Raw genomic sequence first — 16,527 nt, 5'->3', positions numbered from 1 at the left:
GAAGTCTACACCTGTCCACGGTCCGGAGACAAAAAACAGGGCACAAATGATTCCAGCGCAGGCCAATAAAACACGCTACAGTGATTCACAGATCATGATCAGGCAGCAAAAAAGGAGAATGCATGAAACAGGTTGTCTACACCGCCAGTCCCGAGAGCCAGCAGATTCACGTCTGGCAGATGAATGATGAGGGTGCGCTGACGTTGCTTCAGGTGATTGATGTCGCCGGCCAGGTTCAGCCGATGGTGGTGAGTCCGAAACGCGATTTTCTCTATGTCGGCGTGCGTCCCAATTTTCGCGTGCTGGCGTTCCGGATTGCCGCCGATGGCACGCTGACCGAAGCCGGTCAGGCACCGCTGCCGGGCAGTCCGACCCACATTTCCACCGATCGCGAGGGCCGGTTCCTGTTCTGCGGTTCCTACAATGATGCCTGCGTCAGCGTCAGCCCGATTGGCGATGATGGCATTCCGCAGGCCCCGCTGCAGGTGATCAACGGCCTGGATGGCTGTCACTCGGCCAATATCGATACCGATAACAAGACACTCTATGTACCGGCACTGAAGCAGGACCGTATCTGTCTGTTTGCGCTGGGCGCAGACGGTCAGCTGACGCCGCGCAAACAGGCGCAGGTCACAACAGTAGAGGGCGCGGGTCCGCGTCATATGCAGTTCCATCCGGGCGGGCAGTTTGCTTACTGCGTCAACGAGCTCGACAGCACGGTTGATGTCTGGGCATTAAATACTGGTGAAGGCGAAGCAGAAAGCGTGCAGACGCTGGATATGATGCCGCCTGACTTCAGCGGTACGCGCTGGGCAGCCGATATTCATCTGACGCCGGATGGCCGTTTCCTCTACGCCTGCGATCGCACCAGCAGCACGCTGGCAATTTTCAGCGTCAGCGAACTGGGCGATGAACTGACGCTGGAAGGGTTCCAGCCGACGGAAACGCAGCCGCGCGGGTTCAATATCGATCACAGCGGACGTTTTCTGGTGGCGGCGGGACAGAAATCGCATCACATCGAAGTGTATGCGATTAGCGAACCGAAGGGGCTGTTACAGCCGCTGGGACGTTATGCGGTAGGGCAGGGCCCGATGTGGGTGGTGATTCATCAGCTGCAGGCGTAACGCATCCTGAAAAACGCCTCTCCTGAGCGGGAGAGGCGTATTGCATTACTGATAATTCACGGTCAGCGAGGCGCTCGCCAGTGCGTGGAAATGCACATTAAAGCCGACCATTGCGCCACTGGCGCCTTCATCCACCTCAATTGTCTCCACATCCAGCGCATGCACGGTGAAAATGTAGCGATGAGTTTCGCCCTGTGGCGGTGCCGCGCCACCATAGCCCGCCTGACCGAAATCGGTGCGGGTCTGGATTGCGCCTGCTGGCAGTGACGCTTTGCCGGAACCGGCACCCTGCGGCAGTGACGTGGTGCTGGCCGGAATATTCGCCACGACCCAGTGCCACCAGCCGGAGCCCGTCGGCGCATCAGGATCGTAGCAGGTCACCACAAAACTCTTGGTGCCTTCCGGTGCCGCTTCCCAGGCAAGATGGGGAGAGATATTCTCGCCCTGATAACCCATGCCGTTGAAAACATGCTTTTCTGGCATCTTCTCGCCGTCATTAAAATCCTGACTAAAAACGCGCATTACATCTCCTTAACTGTCGATGAATAGCCTTTCATCATAACCAAAAGCGCCACCAGTGCCAGTGGTCAGCCCGCTTCAGGCGGCAAAATGTTGCGAATGTTCCAGCGCGCCGCCAATCGCCTGCACCAGCTGACTCAGCGCCTGGGGCGAGATGATGTAGGGCGGCATCAGGTAGATCAGTCGGCCAAACGGCCGGATCCAGACGCCCTGTTCAACAAAGAACTGCTGCAGCGCCGCCATGTTGACCGGCTGATGAGTTTCCACCACGCCAATCGCCCCCAGCACGCGCACATCGGCCACCTGCGGTGAACGGCGCAGCGGCAGCAGCTCAGCCCGCAGCTGCTGTTCGATTGCGGCCACCTGACGCTGCCAGTGACCGTGCGCCAGCATGCTCATGCTCTCCGCCGCCACCGCACAGGCCAGCGGATTGCCCATAAAGGTCGGGCCATGCATAAAACAGCCTGCCGCGCTGCGGCTGATGGTGTCAGCCACCTCACGGGTGGTCAGGGTCGCCGCCAGCGTCATCATGCCGCCGGTCAGCGCTTTGCCTACGCAGAGAATATCCGGGGTAATGCCTGCATGTTCACAGGCAAAGAGCTTGCCGGTGCGGCCAAAGCCGGTGGCGATCTCATCCGCTATCAGCAGCGCGCCATAGCGGTCGCACGCTTCCCGGACCTGCTGCAGATAGCGCGGATGATAGAAACGCATCCCGCCCGCACCCTGCACAATCGGCTCCAGGATCACCGCTGCCAGCTGCCGGTGATGCTGTTCGATCAGTCGGGCGAAATCGTCGAAATCGCGTTCGTCCCATTCATCATCAAAGCCGCAGGCTGGGGCTGCCGCAAAGTGGTGCTCAGGCAGATAACCGCGCCACAGGCTGTGCATCGAGTTATCGGGATCGCACACCGACATCGCGGCAAAGGTATCGCCATGATAGCCGCGCTTCAGTGTCAGGAACTGCTGGCGCGTCTCACCGCGTCCCAGCCAGTACTGCAGTGCCATCTTCATCGACACTTCCACCGCCACCGAGCCGGAATCGGCCAGGAAGACGCACTCCAGCGCCTCGGGCGTCATCGCCACCAGCTGACGGCAGAGCGCCACTGCTGCCGGATGGGTAATGCCGCCAAACATCACGTGCGACATCTGCGTGACCTGCTCCGTCAGCGCCCGGTTCAGGCGCGGATGGTTATAGCCGTGGATCGCCGCCCACCACGATGACATCCCATCCACCAGCTCACGGCCATCGGCCAGCTGCAGCTGAAAACCCTGCGCGGCGACGACCGGGTAGCAGGGCAGCGGATCCTGCATGGAAGTGTAGGGATGCCAGATATGCTGGCGATCAAAACGGGCATCATCGGAGGAGAAAACGGGGGTAGTCATCGGAGTTGTAAACCAAAATAAAAAAATATAGTTTACAAGTATACCCCTGCTTTCTGTCGGGATGACACCCTTTTCTGGAGTACGTAATGGCTCAACGCTGGACAATTGCACAGGCGCAAGCGCTGTTTGATCAACCTTTTCTTGAACTGATGTTTAAAGCGCAGCAGGTGCATCGCCAGCACTTCGACCCGCGCCAGGTGCAGGTCAGTACCCTGCTGTCAATCAAAACCGGGGCCTGCCCGGAAGACTGTAAGTATTGCCCGCAGAGCGCGCGCTACAAGACCGGCCTGGAGTCGGAGCGTCTGATGGAAGTGGAGGAGGTACTGACCTCCGCGCGTCAGGCCAAAGCTGCCGGTTCAACCCGCTTCTGTATGGGTGCCGCGTGGAAAAACCCGCACGAGCGCGATATGCCCTACCTGGAAAAGATGGTCGAAGGCGTCAAGGCGATGGGAATGGAAACCTGCATGACGCTCGGCACGCTCAGCGATCAACAGGCACAGCGGCTGGCGGGCGCGGGCCTCGATTATTACAACCATAACCTCGACACCTCACCGGAATTCTATGGCTCCATCATCACCACCCGCAGCTATCAGGAACGTCTGGATACGCTGGGCAAAGTGCGTGACGCCGGAATCAAAGTCTGTTCGGGCGGCATCGTCGGCCTGGGCGAAACCGTGAACGATCGCGCCGGTCTGCTGGTGCAGTTAGCCAATCTGCCGACGCCGCCGGAGAGCGTGCCGATCAACATGCTGGTCAAGGTTAAAGGCACGCCGCTGGCGGACAACGATGACGTAGAGCCTTTCGATTTTATCCGCACTATCGCGGTGGCGCGCATCATGATGCCGACCTCGCATGTGCGTCTCTCCGCGGGCCGCGAGCAGATGAGCGAGCAGACTCAGGCTATGTGCTTTATGGCCGGGGCGAACTCGATTTTCTACGGCTGCAAACTGCTGACCACGCCGAATCCGGAAGAGGATAAAGACCGCGTGCTGTTCCGCAAACTGGGTCTGAATCCGGAGCATACCCACACCCGGCATGGCGATCAGCAGCAGGAAGAACACCTCAGCGAGCAGCTGTTCCATGCCGATACAGAACAGTTCTACAACGCGGCGCTGTAATGAGCTGGCAGCAACGACTTCAGCAGGGGCTGGCGCAGCGCCGTGCGGCCGGTGGCTGGCGACAGCGGCGGGTCATCGATGAGCAATCGACCCGCACGCTGCAGAGCGGTGGCCGCCGCTATCTGCACTTCTCCAGCAATGACTATCTTGGTTTAACCCGCCATCCGGCGGTGATTGCCGGCTGGCAACAGGGTGCGGCGCTGGCGGGCGCGGGGGCGGGTGCCTCAGGTCACGTCACCGGTTATCACCGTCAGCACGCCGAACTTGAGGCGCAGCTGGCCGACTGGCTCGGCTATGACCGTGCGCTGCTGTTTATCACCGGCTTTGCCGCCAATCAGGCAGTGATTCATCTGCTGGGCGAGAAAAACGATCGCATCCTGGCCGATAAGCTCAGCCATGCCTCGCTGCTCGATGCCGCCAGCCACAGCCCGGCGCAGCTGCGGCGTTTCAGTCACAACGACCCGGAGAGCCTGGCGACACGGCTCGCGTCACCCTGCGAGGGGGAAACGCTGGTGGTGACCGAGGGGATTTTCAGCATGGATGGCGACAGCGCACCGCTGGCTGCGCTGGCGCAAAAGACGCGTCAGGCACAGGGCTGGCTGCTGGTGGATGATGCGCACGGCATTGGCGTGGTGGGCGAGCAGGGGCGCGGCAGCTGCTGGCAGCAGGGTGTTAAACCGGAACTGCTGGTGGTTACTTTTGGCAAAGCCTTTGGCGTCAGCGGTGCCGCGCTGCTGTGTGACGCGGACACCGCCGACTATTTCCTGCAGTTCAGCCGGCATCTGATCTACTCCACCGCCATGCCCGCTGCGCAGGCTGTGGCGCTGCAGGCGGCACTGCGCGAAATTCAGCAGGGTGATGCGCTGCGCCAGCAGTTGCAGCAGAACATTGCGCATTTCCGGCGTGGCGCGGCCTCGCTGCCGTGGCAACTGATGGACTCAGCCAGCGCGATCCAGCCGCTGCTGATCGGTGAAAATGGCGATGCGATGGCGCTCTCTGCGCGGCTGGCGGAGGCGGGCTGCTGGGTCAGTGCGATTCGGCCACCTACCGTGCCGCCGGGAACGGCCCGGCTGCGCATTACCCTGACGGCGGCACATCACCCGGAAGATATTGATCGGTTACTGGAGGCGCTGCATGACGCTGCGGGTTGATAAGCAGGCGGTTGCGCGTGCCTTTGGTCGGGCTGCCAGCCATTACGATGACCATGCGGCACTGCAACGGCTCAGCGGCGATGCGCTGCTGGCACGCGCACCGGCTCACAGCGGGCTGCAGCTGCTGGATGCCGGGTGTGGCACCGGCTGGTACAGCAGGCTGTGGCGCGAACGGGGTAAACAGGTCACGGCACTCGATCTCTCACCGCAGATGCTGCAACAGGCGCGGGACAACGACGCGGCGCAGTACTATCTGGCGGGCGACATCGACGCACTGCCGCTGGCGGATAACAGCATCGACCTGATATGGAGCAACCTGGCGGTGCAGTGGAGTGAGGATCTGCCCGGCGCGCTGCGCCAGTTCCGGCGGGTGCTGCGGCCCGAGGGCACGCTGCTGTTTTCTACGCTGGGCGACGGTTCGCTGCAGGAGGTGCATGAAGCCTGGTCCCATCTGGATGCGTTACCCCATGCTAACCGTTTTCTCAGCGAGTCGCAGATTGCGGCGGCCTGCCACGCAGAGCAACTGCTTTGCAGCGCGGAAAGGGTGACGCTGCATTTTCCCGATGCGCTCAGTGCCATGCGTTCGCTGAAAGGGATTGGCGCGACCCATCTGCATCAGGGCCGCGACGGGCAGATACTCACCCGACAACGGCTCAACCAGTTAGAGGCACACTGGCCGCGCGATCGGCACGGCTATCGATTGAGTTACCATTTAATTTACGGAGTTACGCTTTCATGAATCGGTTTTTTATTACCGGCACCGACACCGAAGTCGGTAAAACGGTCGCCAGCGGCGCACTGTTGCAGGCCGCCGCCGCAGCGGGCTACCGCTGTGCGGGCTACAAGCCGGTTGCGTCAGGCTGTGAGATAACGCCAGAAGGCATTCGCAACAGTGATGCGCTGGCGCTGCAGCGCTTCAGCAGCGTGTCGTTGAGCTACCAGCAGGTCAATCCGCTGGCGTTTATCGAACCGACCTCGCCGCACATCGTCAGCGCTGAAGAGGGCAGGCCGATTACCCATCTGGCGCTGTCAGCAGGTCTGGCGGCGCTGGAGCCGCTGGCGGACTGGATTCTGGTCGAGGGTGCGGGTGGTTGGTACACCCCGCTGTCAGAAACGCACACCTATGCGGACTGGGTGGTCAGTGAAAAGCTGCCCGTGATTCTGGTGGTGGGAATTAAGCTCGGCTGCATCAACCACGCCATGCTCACCGCCGAGGTGGTGCGTGCGTGCGGCCTGCCACTGGTGGGCTGGATCGCCAACACCGTCGAACCGCCCGGCAAACGCTATCAGGAATATCTCACCAGCCTGAAGCAGCGACTGCCTGCGCCCTGTCTGGGCACCATTCCGTATCTCACCGATGCGGCGCAGCAGGCGTCCTGTGGACACTACCTGACGCTGCCGGCGTAAAACCTGGCCCTACGGGCTTTTGCTCAATCAGTCTGAGCCTGTGCAGTGACCGTCAGGTTGTTGCGCGCTGCCTGCAAGCCTGACGCCTGCCGTGGCAGGGACTCAGCGTCAGGCCACCGTCAGCCACTTATCCACGGTGTGGTCATCGAGCTGCTCCATGCTGCCCTGCGCCACATTGCGGCCGCGGTGCAGCAGCAGGAAATAGTCCGCCACACGACGGATCAGCGACAGGCGCTGCTCCAGCAGCAGGATGGTCAGCCCATAGTCGAGATTAAGACGGCGGATCAGGTTGCCCATCTCCTCTTCCAGCCACGGCGACATCCCATCAGTCGGCTCATCCAGAATCAGCAGTTTGGGCTGCAGCACCAGCGCGCGCGCCAGGGCCAGCTGTTGCTGCTGATCGATGGGCAGATCGCCGCTGCGCTGCTGGCGCAGGGAGTAGAGCGCCGGGAATAAATCAAAGACCATTTCGGGAATGGCGCGATGACGATCGCGCTGGCTGGCACCCGCCAGCAGAGCAATCAGCAGGTTATCTTCCACGCTCATCTGCGTAAAAATATGGCGGCCCTGCGGCACATAGCCGATGCCCATCTGCGCCCGCTGTTCAGCCGGTTGCAGCAGCAAATCTTCCGGCGGCGAGCCATCCTCTTTCCAGGAGATGGTGCCGCTATTAATCGGCAGTCTGCCCATGATGCAGTTGACCAGCGTGGTCTTGCCCATGCCAGGGCGGCCCAGAATGCCGGTGCAGGTGCCAGGCGACAGATCCAGGTCCACATCCCACAGAATATGGTTCTGACCGTAAAATTGATTTACCGAACGTAGACTCAGCATCTGACACTCTCCTTCCCGATCATTAGCCTGATTGCTTCCGCTCTTTGTCGTCTGGCAAACAAGTCATCAGCAACGGCAGCCTCACCATTGCAGCACAGTGCGCGTAAAGCGCGGTGACGTTACTGACTCCTGCAATTCCCAGGCCAGATCTTAAAACGGCCCTGTTTCCTGCTGCAGTGCGCTGTATCAGGAACGAAAGGTGAGAAAAACTTATCAATTACCCATGGTCATCACGCGCCTGCACTTTTACAGTGCCTGCGGGCGCTGTTTGTGGTGCAGACGTGCTGCGGTAACGCAGAATGTCTGATTAAGAATCTTAGTGGAATGATGAAAATTTGCGTGCCACGCCAGGCGACAGATTAAAAATGCAGAATAATCCGTCAGCAGCCGACGCGAAATTTAACGCAAAAAAAATTATTTTCAACGAGGCGGGAGGGCAGGGAAAAATTATACACAGCTGATGGCGGCGGGGCTGCCATCACTTATCCACCATTCCTGTGGATAACCTTGTGCATTAGGTAATGAAAACCGGTTAGAAGCGAGGAAATACGCGGCCTGGTAACATAATGACGAGATTCTGGCCTTATTAGCTTAAACCAGTAAAATCAGCTGGTTATCAAAAAACAAGCCTGCGAATTTTCTGTCAGGTAACCGAACTGTAATTTTGTGACGTTCTATTGACAAATGTTAAATCCGATCCCGGTCTGGGGATAACATTGCGCAACACGCTTGGCGATATCACATATCCAATGCGCGTGGGCTAAGTCTCACCCTGATTGCCTTTAACCTTGCACGATTACTGTTTTTATATCCAGTATTATTTTCTGGCAAAATCACCATAGCAGAGTAAAATAAGTGCCTGCCCGCCGACTTCTCCAGCAGGAACTGCATTCATGACCAAAGCTTTTAAACTCAATTCCGCCTTTAAACCTTCGGGCGACCAGCCTGACGCGATCCGTCGCCTGGAAGAGGGGCTGGAGGATGGACTGGCCCATCAGACCTTATTAGGCGTGACCGGCTCCGGTAAAACCTTTACCGTCGCCAACGTCATTGCCGACCTCAATCGCCCGACGATGGTGCTGGCGCCGAACAAGACGCTGGCGGCGCAGCTCTATGGCGAGATGAAAGAGTTTTTCCCGGATAATGCCGTTGAGTTTTTCGTCTCTTACTACGACTACTATCAGCCTGAAGCCTATGTGCCGAGCTCCGACACCTTTATTGAAAAGGATGCGTCGGTGAATGAACACATCGAACAGATGCGTCTGTCAGCGACCAAGGCGCTGCTGGAGCGGCGCGACGTTATCGTGGTGGCGTCGGTTTCGGCGATCTACGGTCTGGGCGACCCCGATCTCTATCTGAAAATGATGCTGCACCTGACCCGCGGCATGATTATCGATCAGCGCAGCATTCTGCGCCGCCTCTCAGAGCTGCAGTACACCCGCAACGATCAGGCGTTTCAGCGCGGCACCTTCCGCGTACGTGGCGAAGTGATCGATATCTTCCCGGCGGAGTCGGACGATATTGCGCTGCGCGTCGAACTGTTTGACGAAGAGGTCGAGCGTCTGTCGCTGTTTGACCCGCTGACCGGGCAGATCGATTCAGTGGTGCCGCGCTTTACCATCTATCCCAAGACGCACTACGTCACGCCGCGTGAGCGCATTCTGCAGGCGATGGAAGACATCAAAGTCGAGCTGGCGGATCGCCGCCGGGTGCTGCTGGAGAACAATAAACTGCTGGAAGAGCAGCGTATTACTCAGCGTACCCAGTTTGACCTGGAGATGATGAGTGAGCTGGGCTACTGCTCCGGCATCGAGAACTATTCGCGCTACCTCTCCGCACGCGGACCGGGCGAAGCGCCACCAACGCTGTTTGACTATCTCCCTGCCGATGGCCTGCTGGTGGTGGATGAGTCCCACGTCACCATCCCGCAGATTGGCGGCATGTACAAAGGCGACCGGGCGCGCAAAGAGACGCTGGTGGAGTATGGCTTCCGCCTGCCGTCGGCGCTGGACAACCGTCCGATGAAGTTTGAAGAGTTTGAAGCGCTGGCCCCGCAGACCATCTATGTCTCGGCAACGCCGGGTAAATATGAGCTGGAAAAATCGGGCGACGAAGTGGTCGATCAGGTGGTACGTCCTACCGGCCTGCTGGACCCGATCATCGAAGTGCGTCCGGTCGGGACGCAGGTCGACGATCTGCTGTCGGAAATCCGTCAGCGCGTGGCAATCAACGAACGTGTGCTGGTGACGGTGCTGACCAAGCGCATGGCGGAAGATCTCACTGAATATCTGACCGAGCATGGCGAGAAGGTGCGCTATCTGCACTCCGACATCGACACCGTAGAGCGTATGGAGATTATTCGCGACTTACGTCTGGGTGAGTTTGATGTGCTGGTAGGCATCAACTTACTGCGTGAGGGGCTGGATATGCCGGAAGTGTCGCTGGTGGCGATTCTGGATGCAGATAAAGAGGGCTTCCTGCGTTCCGAACGATCGCTGATTCAGACCATTGGTCGTGCGGCGCGTAACATCAACGGTAAAGCGATTCTCTATGGCGATAAAATCACGCCGTCGATGGCGCGTGCCATTGAAGAGACGGAGCGCCGCCGTGAGAAGCAGCAGCTGCATAACGAGCAGAATGGCATTGTGCCGCAGGGCCTGAACAAGAAGATCACCGATATTCTGGAACTGGGCAACAATGTGGTGAAAACCCGCGGCAAAGCGAAACCGGCACGTCCTGGCGAGGCGCAGGCACTGGCCGATTTCCAGCTGTTAACGCCGCAGGCGCTGCAGAAGAAAATCCACGAGCTGGAAGGGCAGATGCAGCAGCACGCGCAGAACCTGGAGTTCGAACAGGCGGCCAGTGTGCGCGATCAGCTGCATGAGCTGCGAACGCTGTTTATTGCGGCCTCGTAGCGCCGCTAAAGCCCTGAATGGCGTGTTCCAGCGCCACCCGTAACAGCTGGCGGTCGTGACGATATTTAATGTCGGCGGCCTCCAGCGGCTCACGGACAATCAGCCGGTTTTCAATGCCCTCTGTGGCGACCGACGGTCCGACCACTACTGCATCGATCACCCGTTTGCCGATATAACGTTCCATCATCTGAAGTTTGTCAGCCACCGAAAGACTGGCCGCGGCGGGGCTGAGCTCACGGCCCAGATTGCCGATAAACACCATGGTGGCAGGCGTGCGACGCAGAGCCTGCGCCATCTCTTCCATCAGCAGAATCGGCATCAGGCTGGTGTAGAAACTGCCTGGACCAATCAGGATCAGATCCGCTTCTGCAATGGCCTGCAGCGCTTCCCGCGTCGGCTGAACGTTGGGGTGCAGCATCAGCTCCTGCGGCGGCTGCTTCATCTCATCGATGGCGGTTTCGCCGTAAACCATATTGCCTTCGGCATCCATCGCCACAAGGTCCACCGGCTGCTCCGACATCGGGATTAAAAAGGCGTCGACCTTCAGCAGGTTACGGATGATGTTGATCGCTTCCAGCGGGCGAACGCTCAGATGATCCAGCGCCCGCAGCATGAGATTGCCGAGGTTGTGTCCGGCCAGTTCACCGTTACCGGCAAAACGGTACTCGAACATCGCGGAGGCGACGCTGGGTTCTGCAATCAGCTGGTTCAGGCAGTTGCGCATGTCGCCCCAGGCGATACCGCCTTCGGAGCGACGAATGCGGCCGGTCGATCCGCCGTTGTCGGTGGTGGTGACGATGCCGGTGAGACGTGAGCCCAGCGGGGAAAGGGCCGACATCACACGGCCTAAACCGTGTCCGCCACCCAGTGCCACAACGCGATCAAGATCGGCCAGTGTGCGATTCATACTTCTCCTTAACATCTCGTCGCGTAGCGTGGCTCTAAACGCTAATCCCGCGCGGATGACTTGCGTCAAAATCTGGATCGTATTTTAACGTATCCTGTCGCGAAAATGCGGTGAAAATTCGATATGTATAAGAATATATAGCGAAAAGAGCAAATGGAAGAGTGACGAAATTCACGCTACCATCATGTTTACCGCGCTGATCAACGGGTCAGCGTACACTCAAGCCTGAATGCCTAAGTCTGCGGATAGGGGGTTCAGGCCGTAGCCATTGAGCTGCCAGGGTGCAGGAAGAAATGACTGCATCTCCCAATCTGGAAAGGTGTTCTGGTGTCACAATTTACTGATGCATACGCGCGTAAGTTCTATTACCTGCGCCTGTCGGTCACGGATGTCTGTAATTTCCGCTGTACCTATTGTCTTCCTGACGGCTACAAACCGCAGGGAATTCGTAACAAAAGCTTTCTCTCTCTGGATGAAATCCGCCGCGTCACGCGGGCTTTCGCTGCAGCCGGAACCGAAAAAGTGCGGCTGACCGGCGGTGAGCCGTCGCTGCGCCGTGATTTCACCGACATCATTGCGGCAGTGCGTGAAAACGCCTCTATCCGCCAGATCGCGGTCACCACTAACGGCTACCGGCTGGCGCGCGACGTGAAGCAGTGGCGCGACGCGGGTCTGACCGCACTCAATGTCAGCGTCGACAGCCTGGATGCCCGTCAGTTTCACGCTATTACCGGTCAGGATAAATTCCATCAGGTGATGAGCGGCATCGACGCGGCGCTGGACGCCGGTTTTCGTCAGGTCAAAGTCAACAGCGTGCTGATGCGCGATCTCAACAGCCGTAATCTGGCCACCTTCCTCGACTGGATCCGCACCCGTCCGATTCAGCTGCGCTTTATCGAACTGATGGAGACCGGCGACGGCGGCACGCTGTTCCGCGATCAGCACGTTTCCGGCATGGTGATCCGCGATCAGCTCATTGCCCAGGGCTGGCAGCGTCGCGAAAGCGGACGCAGCGACGGCCCGGCGCAGGTCTTTTATCATCCCGACTATGTCGGCGAGATTGGCCTGATCATGCCTTATGCCAAAGATTTCTGTGCCAGCTGCAACCGTCTGCGCGTCTCGGCGCAGGGTAACCTTCACCTGTGCCTGTTTGGTGACGGCGGCATACCGCTGCGTGACCTGCTGGCGTCCGATGAGCAGCAGGCCGAACTGCAGGCGCGCATTGCCAGCAGCCTGGGGCAGAAGAAGCAGACACACTTCCTGCATCAGGGCAACACCGGCATCACACAGAATCTCTCTTACATTGGCGGCTAATTTCAGGAGGAAGTATGGGTAAACCAGCCAGCGAATTTCAGGCCTTGCAGATTGCGGTGATGACGGTGTCAGACCGTCGCGATGCCAGCAACGATACCTCCGGCGACTATCTGCGCGAGGCGGCGGCGGAAGCGGGCCATGAGGTGGTCGATCACGCCATCGTGCCGGATAACCTTTATCGCATTCGCGCCACCGTATCGCGCTGGATAGCCAGTGACGATGTCCAGGTGGTGATCATCAATGGCGGCACCGGCTTTAACCTGAAAAACAGCACGCCGGAAGCGCTGCTGCCGCTGTTTGACCGCGAGATTGACGGGTTTGGCGAACTGTTCCGGATGATCTCCTATGAGGAGATTGGCGGCTCGACGCTGCAGTCGCGCGCCATTGCCGGTCTGGCTAACGGGACGCTGATTCTGGCCGTGCCGGGTTCCACCAGCGCCTGCCGCACCGCCTGGGAGCGGATTATCGCTGACCAGCTTGATGCGCGCACTGCGCCCTGTAATTTTGTCTCACATCTGAAGAAACGGTAAGTATGTCTCAACTCACACACATTAACGCTGCGGGCGAAGCGCACATGGTGGATGTTTCCGCCAAGGCTGAAACCGTGCGCGAAGCGCGCGCCGAAGTACTGGTGCTGATGCAGCCGGAAACGCTGCAGATGATTATCGACGGCAGCCATCACAAAGGGGATGTCTTCGCCACCGCGCGCATCGCCGGGATCCAGGCAGCAAAACGCACCTGGGAGCTGATCCCGCTCTGTCATCCGCTGATGCTGAGCAAAGTGGAAGTGAATCTGGAAGCGGAACCGGATCATAACCGGGTGCGCATCACCTCGCTCTGCCGACTGACGGGCAAAACCGGCGTCGAGATGGAAGCGCTGACGGCAGCGTCAGTAGCCGCGCTGACCATCTACGACATGTGCAAAGCCGTACAGAAGGATATCGTCATCGATCAGCTGCGCTTAATCAGCAAGAGCGGCGGCAAAAGTGGCGATTTTCAGGCGGTCACGCATGATTAAGGTGCTGTTTTTCGCCCAGGTGCGTGAGCTGATCGGCACCGCATCCCTTGAGGTTAACGCTGACTATCCGGATGTGGCGGCGCTGCGCGCTGCGCTGGCCGAACGCGACGATCGCTGGGCGCTGGCGCTGGAGTCGGGCAAACTGCTGGCGGCCGTCAACCAGACGCTGGTGCCGATGAGTCACCCGCTGCACGCCGGTGATGAAGTGGCCTTTTTCCCGCCCGTAACCGGAGGCTGAGATGGAAACGCAGATTCGCGTCGGCCCCGAACCCTTTGATATGGCGGAAGCGTATCGCTGGCTGGCGGCCTGTGATGAAGATGGAGCGGTGGTGACTTTTACCGGCAAAGTGCGTAACCACAATCTGGGTGATAACGTGGCGGCGCTGACGCTGGAGCACTATCCCGGCATGACCGAAAAAGCGCTGCAGGAGATTGTTGATGCGGCGCGCGAACGCTGGCCGCTGCAGCGCGTCACGGTGATCCACCGCGTCGGCGAGCTGTTTCCCGGCGATGAGATCGTGCTGGTGGGCGTCACCAGCGCCCATCGCGGTAGCGCCTTTTCTGCCGCGGAGTTCATCATGGATTACCTGAAAACTCGTGCGCCGTTCTGGAAGCGCGAAGCGACAGAGCAGGGCGATCGCTGGGTGGATGCCCGCGACAGCGACCATCAGGCGGCCCAGCGCTGGGACTAAGGCATTAATGGCGCAAGCGGGCAGAGGTGTCTCCGCCCGCTGTGTTACCGCTGATCCCTCCCGCGTCACAGCCCGCTAACACGCTTAAACAACGCCTACGGCTGTTTCAGCTGCTCCGCCGGACCAAACCCGGTCTGACCGTGGCTGTGCTCACCACCACCGCTGGTGCGCTTAAGCTGAATAACCTGGCCCTTTTCCCAGGCGTTAGCACCTGGAGCCGCCGGATTGGCTACGATATCCGCCCGATCGGCACGGATCTGCTTGCTGTCCACGTCAAAGCGGCGATCGCGATCCGCCAGCAGCCGTGAATCCATCTGACCATCCTGGGTAAAGCCCATCATCAGCGCCGGAATGCCGATCGGCAGCGTTTTGTCGCGATCGGTGTGCCAGGTGTGCCAGGTTTTGCCATAGGTATTAACGATGCGGGTCATCAGCGCGTGGTCGGCGACTTTCGGTAAGCCCGGCGCAATCAGCGTGCCCGATTTCACCTCATACTGATGGCTGTGCCACAGTTTCTTCTCTTCGGGCGGCAGGGTCTTAAACAGCCGTTCGCTGATAATGTACTCCACGCCCATCAACCGCGCGTCGCGCGTGTTGCCGTCGTAAATCACCGCCTGCATCACATCGTCGTTCAGCACGGTGACATAGTGGTGCGCCTCCATCTGACCGTTCTTATCGCCGTTATAAAAATGGAAGCCATCGAGATAGGTGTTGATAGCGTCGATAGGCGGACGTGACTGCATCACGCTGGCGCCGGTCTCCAGCACCTTAAGCGAGGAGGAGGTGGGCGCGCCCGGTGACTGCACCTGGGCAGGGGTATTACTGGCGCCGCAGCCGGTTAATAACAGGCTGAACGCCGCAACAGGCCAGAGTTTAAACATCGTAAGTTCCTTTAACGTTAAAAAAGGTAACCTTAGTTCAGTTCTCTCCTGCCTGTGAAACTCTGGCAATGGTAGAGTAGGGCTTTGGTTCATTCTGAGGACAGGCATGTCATCCACCCCGATTCTGCAACGTCTGACACTAGTCGCCGCGCTGGTGCTGGCGGGTTGTAGCAGCAAGAAAACCCCGGAGGCGCCGGTACGGCAGCCTGAAGATGTCAAAGCGCAAATCCAGCGGCTGCTGCCGTCGCACGTCAGCAATAAAGCGGCCTGGAGCGACGATATCTACACCACCTTCCGCACGCAGCAGATCGACCCCAGCGCCAGTAACCTGTGCGCGGTGATCGCCGTGGCAGATCAGGAGAGTAACTTCAGCGCCGAGGCCGCAGTACCGGGCCTGCCGAAAATCGCCTGGGGCGAGATCAACCGCCGTGCAGCGCAGGTGCATGTTCCGGCCTTCCTGGTGCGCACCGCGCTGCTGATCAAATCGCCGACCGGGGAAAGCTACGCGGCCCGGCTGGACAAGGTGCGCAGTGAAAAAGATCTCAGCGCCATCTTCGATGATCTGATCGACATGGTGCCGATGGGCCAGACGCTGTTTGGCAATCTCAACCCGATCCACACCGGCGGGCCGATGCAGGTCAGCATTGCGTTTGCCGAAGCACACGCCAAAGGCTATCCGTGGCCGATCGATGGCACCATCCGGCGCGAAGTCTTTACCCGTCACGGCGGGATCTACTTCGGCACCATGCACCTGCTCGGCTATCCGGCTGACTACAGCCAGCCGCTCTATCGCTTTGCCGACTACAATGCAGGCTGGTACGCCAGCCGCAATGCGGCGTTCCAGGCGGCAGTGTCAAAAGCCACCGGCATGAAGCTGGCGCTGGATGGCGATCTGATTCTCTATGGCTCAGACGCAGCGGGCGGCACCGAACTGGCGGTGCGTACGCTCTCGAAGCAGATCGACATGAGCAACAGCGCCATTCGCCGCGATCTGGAGAAAGGGGAGAAAGAATCGTTCAGCGACAGCGAACTCTGGAAACAGGTCTTTGCCCTGGCGGATAAAATGGCAGGCCGTAAGCTGCCGCGCGAAATGCTGCCGGGCATTAAGCTGGAAAGTCCGAAAATTACCCGTAATCTGACGACGGCGTGGTTTGCGCAGCGCGTCGACAGTCGTTATCAGCAGTGTCTGTCGCGGCGTTAACCGGCATGTTGTGGCACAGTTGAGCTGTGCTGTGCCACACTTAAATCTGGCATGGCTCCCGGCAGG

At 59.2% G+C, this 16,527-nt stretch carries 17 protein-coding genes and 1 riboswitch; of the genes, 12 read left to right on the top strand and 5 right to left on the bottom strand.

From position 1 onward, the window contains the following. The first annotated feature begins 122 nt into the window (after window positions 1-122). Window positions 123-1,124 carry a 6-phosphogluconolactonase gene (gene pgl, locus EGO56_RS13510; RefSeq protein WP_135909689.1) on the top strand — a complete coding sequence of 334 codons (1,002 nt, stop codon included), beginning with the start codon at window positions 123-125 and terminating at the stop codon, window positions 1,122-1,124. 45 nt (window positions 1,125-1,169) lie between these two features. Here pgl and EGO56_RS13505 read toward each other — a convergent pair whose 3' ends face one another. After that, window positions 1,170-1,646 (bottom strand): kinase inhibitor, encoded by a 477-nt coding sequence (locus EGO56_RS13505; RefSeq protein WP_013357177.1) that lies wholly within the window; start codon window positions 1,644-1,646, stop codon window positions 1,170-1,172. A 75-nt stretch (window positions 1,647-1,721) separates the two neighbouring features. Continuing rightward, complete coding sequence (bioA, locus tag EGO56_RS13500; RefSeq protein ID WP_135909687.1) at window positions 1,722-3,026, bottom strand: adenosylmethionine--8-amino-7-oxononanoate transaminase; 1,305 nt, start codon at window positions 3,024-3,026, stop codon at window positions 1,722-1,724. 86 nt (window positions 3,027-3,112) lie between these two features. Here bioA and bioB point away from each other — a divergent pair, with 86 nt between their 5' ends. From bioB to bioD, 4 genes are read left to right on the top strand one after another with little or no spacing between them, the layout of a single operon-like run. Next, entirely contained in the window at window positions 3,113-4,144 is a 1,032-nt protein-coding gene (gene bioB, locus EGO56_RS13495) for a biotin synthase BioB (RefSeq protein ID WP_095707533.1), read from the top strand. Beyond that, window positions 4,144-5,295: an 8-amino-7-oxononanoate synthase gene (gene bioF, locus EGO56_RS13490; RefSeq protein WP_135909685.1), complete on the top strand. Its 1,152-nt coding sequence runs from the start codon at window positions 4,144-4,146 to the stop codon at window positions 5,293-5,295. Before bioB ends, bioF begins: the two co-directional genes overlap by 1 nt. Next, the gene (gene bioC, locus EGO56_RS13485; RefSeq protein ID WP_135909683.1) at window positions 5,279-6,034 is read left to right on the top strand and encodes a malonyl-ACP O-methyltransferase BioC; all 756 of its coding nucleotides are present in this window, start codon (window positions 5,279-5,281) and stop codon (window positions 6,032-6,034) included. Before bioF ends, bioC begins: the two co-directional genes overlap by 17 nt. Further along, a complete protein-coding gene (gene bioD / locus EGO56_RS13480) occupies window positions 6,031-6,702 on the top strand; it encodes a dethiobiotin synthase (RefSeq protein ID WP_135909681.1) in 672 nt (223 codons plus the stop codon). Before bioC ends, bioD begins: the two co-directional genes overlap by 4 nt. A gap of 108 nt (window positions 6,703-6,810) precedes the next feature. Here bioD and EGO56_RS13475 read toward each other — a convergent pair whose 3' ends face one another. Continuing rightward, the gene (locus EGO56_RS13475; protein WP_013357183.1) at window positions 6,811-7,533 is read right to left on the bottom strand and encodes an ABC transporter ATP-binding protein; all 723 of its coding nucleotides are present in this window, start codon (window positions 7,531-7,533) and stop codon (window positions 6,811-6,813) included. An 893-nt stretch (window positions 7,534-8,426) separates the two neighbouring features. On the opposite strand from EGO56_RS13475, the gene uvrB reads away from it, so the two are divergent. Beyond that, window positions 8,427-10,448 (top strand): excinuclease ABC subunit UvrB, encoded by a 2,022-nt coding sequence (gene uvrB, locus EGO56_RS13470; protein WP_135909679.1) that lies wholly within the window; start codon window positions 8,427-8,429, stop codon window positions 10,446-10,448. On the opposite strand, the gene EGO56_RS13465 is transcribed toward uvrB, so the two are convergent. Continuing rightward, window positions 10,432-11,355, bottom strand: a complete 924-nt coding sequence (locus EGO56_RS13465) for a gluconeogenesis factor YvcK family protein (protein WP_135909677.1) — start codon at window positions 11,353-11,355, stop codon at window positions 10,432-10,434. The two genes, uvrB and EGO56_RS13465, sit on opposite strands and share 17 nt — an antisense overlap. A 204-nt stretch (window positions 11,356-11,559) precedes the next feature. After that, a riboswitch (molybdenum cofactor riboswitch) is annotated at window positions 11,560-11,693 on the top strand. Between EGO56_RS13465 and moaA the strand changes: the two genes are divergently transcribed. The 5 genes from moaA (at window position 11,683) to moaE (ending at window position 14,379) form a co-directional block, all read left to right on the top strand. Further along, window positions 11,683-12,669: a GTP 3',8-cyclase MoaA gene (moaA, locus tag EGO56_RS13460; protein WP_061061958.1), complete on the top strand. Its 987-nt coding sequence runs from the start codon at window positions 11,683-11,685 to the stop codon at window positions 12,667-12,669. (Overlaps the previous riboswitch by 11 nt.) Window positions 12,670-12,683: 14 nt before the next feature. Further along, window positions 12,684-13,199 carry a molybdenum cofactor biosynthesis protein B gene (gene moaB / locus EGO56_RS13455; protein ID WP_135909675.1) on the top strand — a complete coding sequence of 172 codons (516 nt, stop codon included), beginning with the start codon at window positions 12,684-12,686 and terminating at the stop codon, window positions 13,197-13,199. A 2-nt stretch (window positions 13,200-13,201) separates the two neighbouring features. Next, window positions 13,202-13,687 (top strand): cyclic pyranopterin monophosphate synthase MoaC, encoded by a 486-nt coding sequence (gene moaC, locus EGO56_RS13450; RefSeq protein ID WP_135909673.1) that lies wholly within the window; start codon window positions 13,202-13,204, stop codon window positions 13,685-13,687. Further along, window positions 13,680-13,925 (top strand): molybdopterin synthase sulfur carrier subunit, encoded by a 246-nt coding sequence (gene moaD / locus EGO56_RS13445; RefSeq protein ID WP_013357190.1) that lies wholly within the window; start codon window positions 13,680-13,682, stop codon window positions 13,923-13,925. The genes moaC and moaD overlap by 8 nt, the downstream gene beginning before the upstream one ends. Window position 13,926: 1 nt before the next feature. Continuing rightward, window positions 13,927-14,379: a molybdopterin synthase catalytic subunit MoaE gene (moaE, locus tag EGO56_RS13440; protein WP_135909671.1), complete on the top strand. Its 453-nt coding sequence runs from the start codon at window positions 13,927-13,929 to the stop codon at window positions 14,377-14,379. A gap of 95 nt (window positions 14,380-14,474) precedes the next feature. On the opposite strand, the gene EGO56_RS13435 is transcribed toward moaE, so the two are convergent. Further along, entirely contained in the window at window positions 14,475-15,260 is a 786-nt protein-coding gene (locus EGO56_RS13435; RefSeq protein WP_107319433.1) for an OBAP family protein, read from the bottom strand. Between the two features lie 106 nt (window positions 15,261-15,366). Here EGO56_RS13435 and EGO56_RS13430 point away from each other — a divergent pair, with 106 nt between their 5' ends. Further along, window positions 15,367-16,461: a DUF1615 domain-containing protein gene (locus tag EGO56_RS13430; protein WP_135909669.1), complete on the top strand. Its 1,095-nt coding sequence runs from the start codon at window positions 15,367-15,369 to the stop codon at window positions 16,459-16,461. The last annotated feature ends 66 nt before the right edge of the window (window positions 16,462-16,527 follow it).

The sequence above is a fragment of the Pantoea vagans genome (assembly GCF_004792415.1).
Taxonomy (GTDB): Bacteria; Pseudomonadota; Gammaproteobacteria; order Enterobacterales; family Enterobacteriaceae; genus Pantoea; species Pantoea vagans.
This window is presented reverse-complemented; position numbering and strand designations above follow the sequence as displayed.

Bases quoted from the DNA above. Each gene is read 5' to 3' on its own strand.
- pgl (WP_135909689.1), top strand. From the start codon at position 123: ATGAAACAGGTTGTCTACACCGCCAGTCCCGAGAGCCAGCAGATTCAC.
- EGO56_RS13505 (WP_013357177.1), bottom strand. From the start codon at position 1,646: ATGCGCGTTTTTAGTCAGGATTTTAATGACGGCGAGAAGATGCCAGAA.
- bioA (WP_135909687.1), bottom strand. From the start codon at position 3,026: ATGACTACCCCCGTTTTCTCCTCCGATGATGCCCGTTTTGATCGCCAG.
- bioB (WP_095707533.1), top strand. From the start codon at position 3,113: ATGGCTCAACGCTGGACAATTGCACAGGCGCAAGCGCTGTTTGATCAA.
- bioF (WP_135909685.1), top strand. From the start codon at position 4,144: ATGAGCTGGCAGCAACGACTTCAGCAGGGGCTGGCGCAGCGCCGTGCG.
- bioC (WP_135909683.1), top strand. From the start codon at position 5,279: ATGACGCTGCGGGTTGATAAGCAGGCGGTTGCGCGTGCCTTTGGTCGG.
- bioD (WP_135909681.1), top strand. From the start codon at position 6,031: ATGAATCGGTTTTTTATTACCGGCACCGACACCGAAGTCGGTAAAACG.
- EGO56_RS13475 (WP_013357183.1), bottom strand. From the start codon at position 7,533: ATGCTGAGTCTACGTTCGGTAAATCAATTTTACGGTCAGAACCATATT.
- uvrB (WP_135909679.1), top strand. From the start codon at position 8,427: ATGACCAAAGCTTTTAAACTCAATTCCGCCTTTAAACCTTCGGGCGAC.
- EGO56_RS13465 (WP_135909677.1), bottom strand. From the start codon at position 11,355: ATGAATCGCACACTGGCCGATCTTGATCGCGTTGTGGCACTGGGTGGC.
- moaB (WP_135909675.1), top strand. From the start codon at position 12,684: ATGGGTAAACCAGCCAGCGAATTTCAGGCCTTGCAGATTGCGGTGATG.
- moaC (WP_135909673.1), top strand. From the start codon at position 13,202: ATGTCTCAACTCACACACATTAACGCTGCGGGCGAAGCGCACATGGTG.
- moaD (WP_013357190.1), top strand. From the start codon at position 13,680: ATGATTAAGGTGCTGTTTTTCGCCCAGGTGCGTGAGCTGATCGGCACC.
- moaE (WP_135909671.1), top strand. From the start codon at position 13,927: ATGGAAACGCAGATTCGCGTCGGCCCCGAACCCTTTGATATGGCGGAA.
- EGO56_RS13435 (WP_107319433.1), bottom strand. From the start codon at position 15,260: ATGTTTAAACTCTGGCCTGTTGCGGCGTTCAGCCTGTTATTAACCGGC.
- EGO56_RS13430 (WP_135909669.1), top strand. From the start codon at position 15,367: ATGTCATCCACCCCGATTCTGCAACGTCTGACACTAGTCGCCGCGCTG.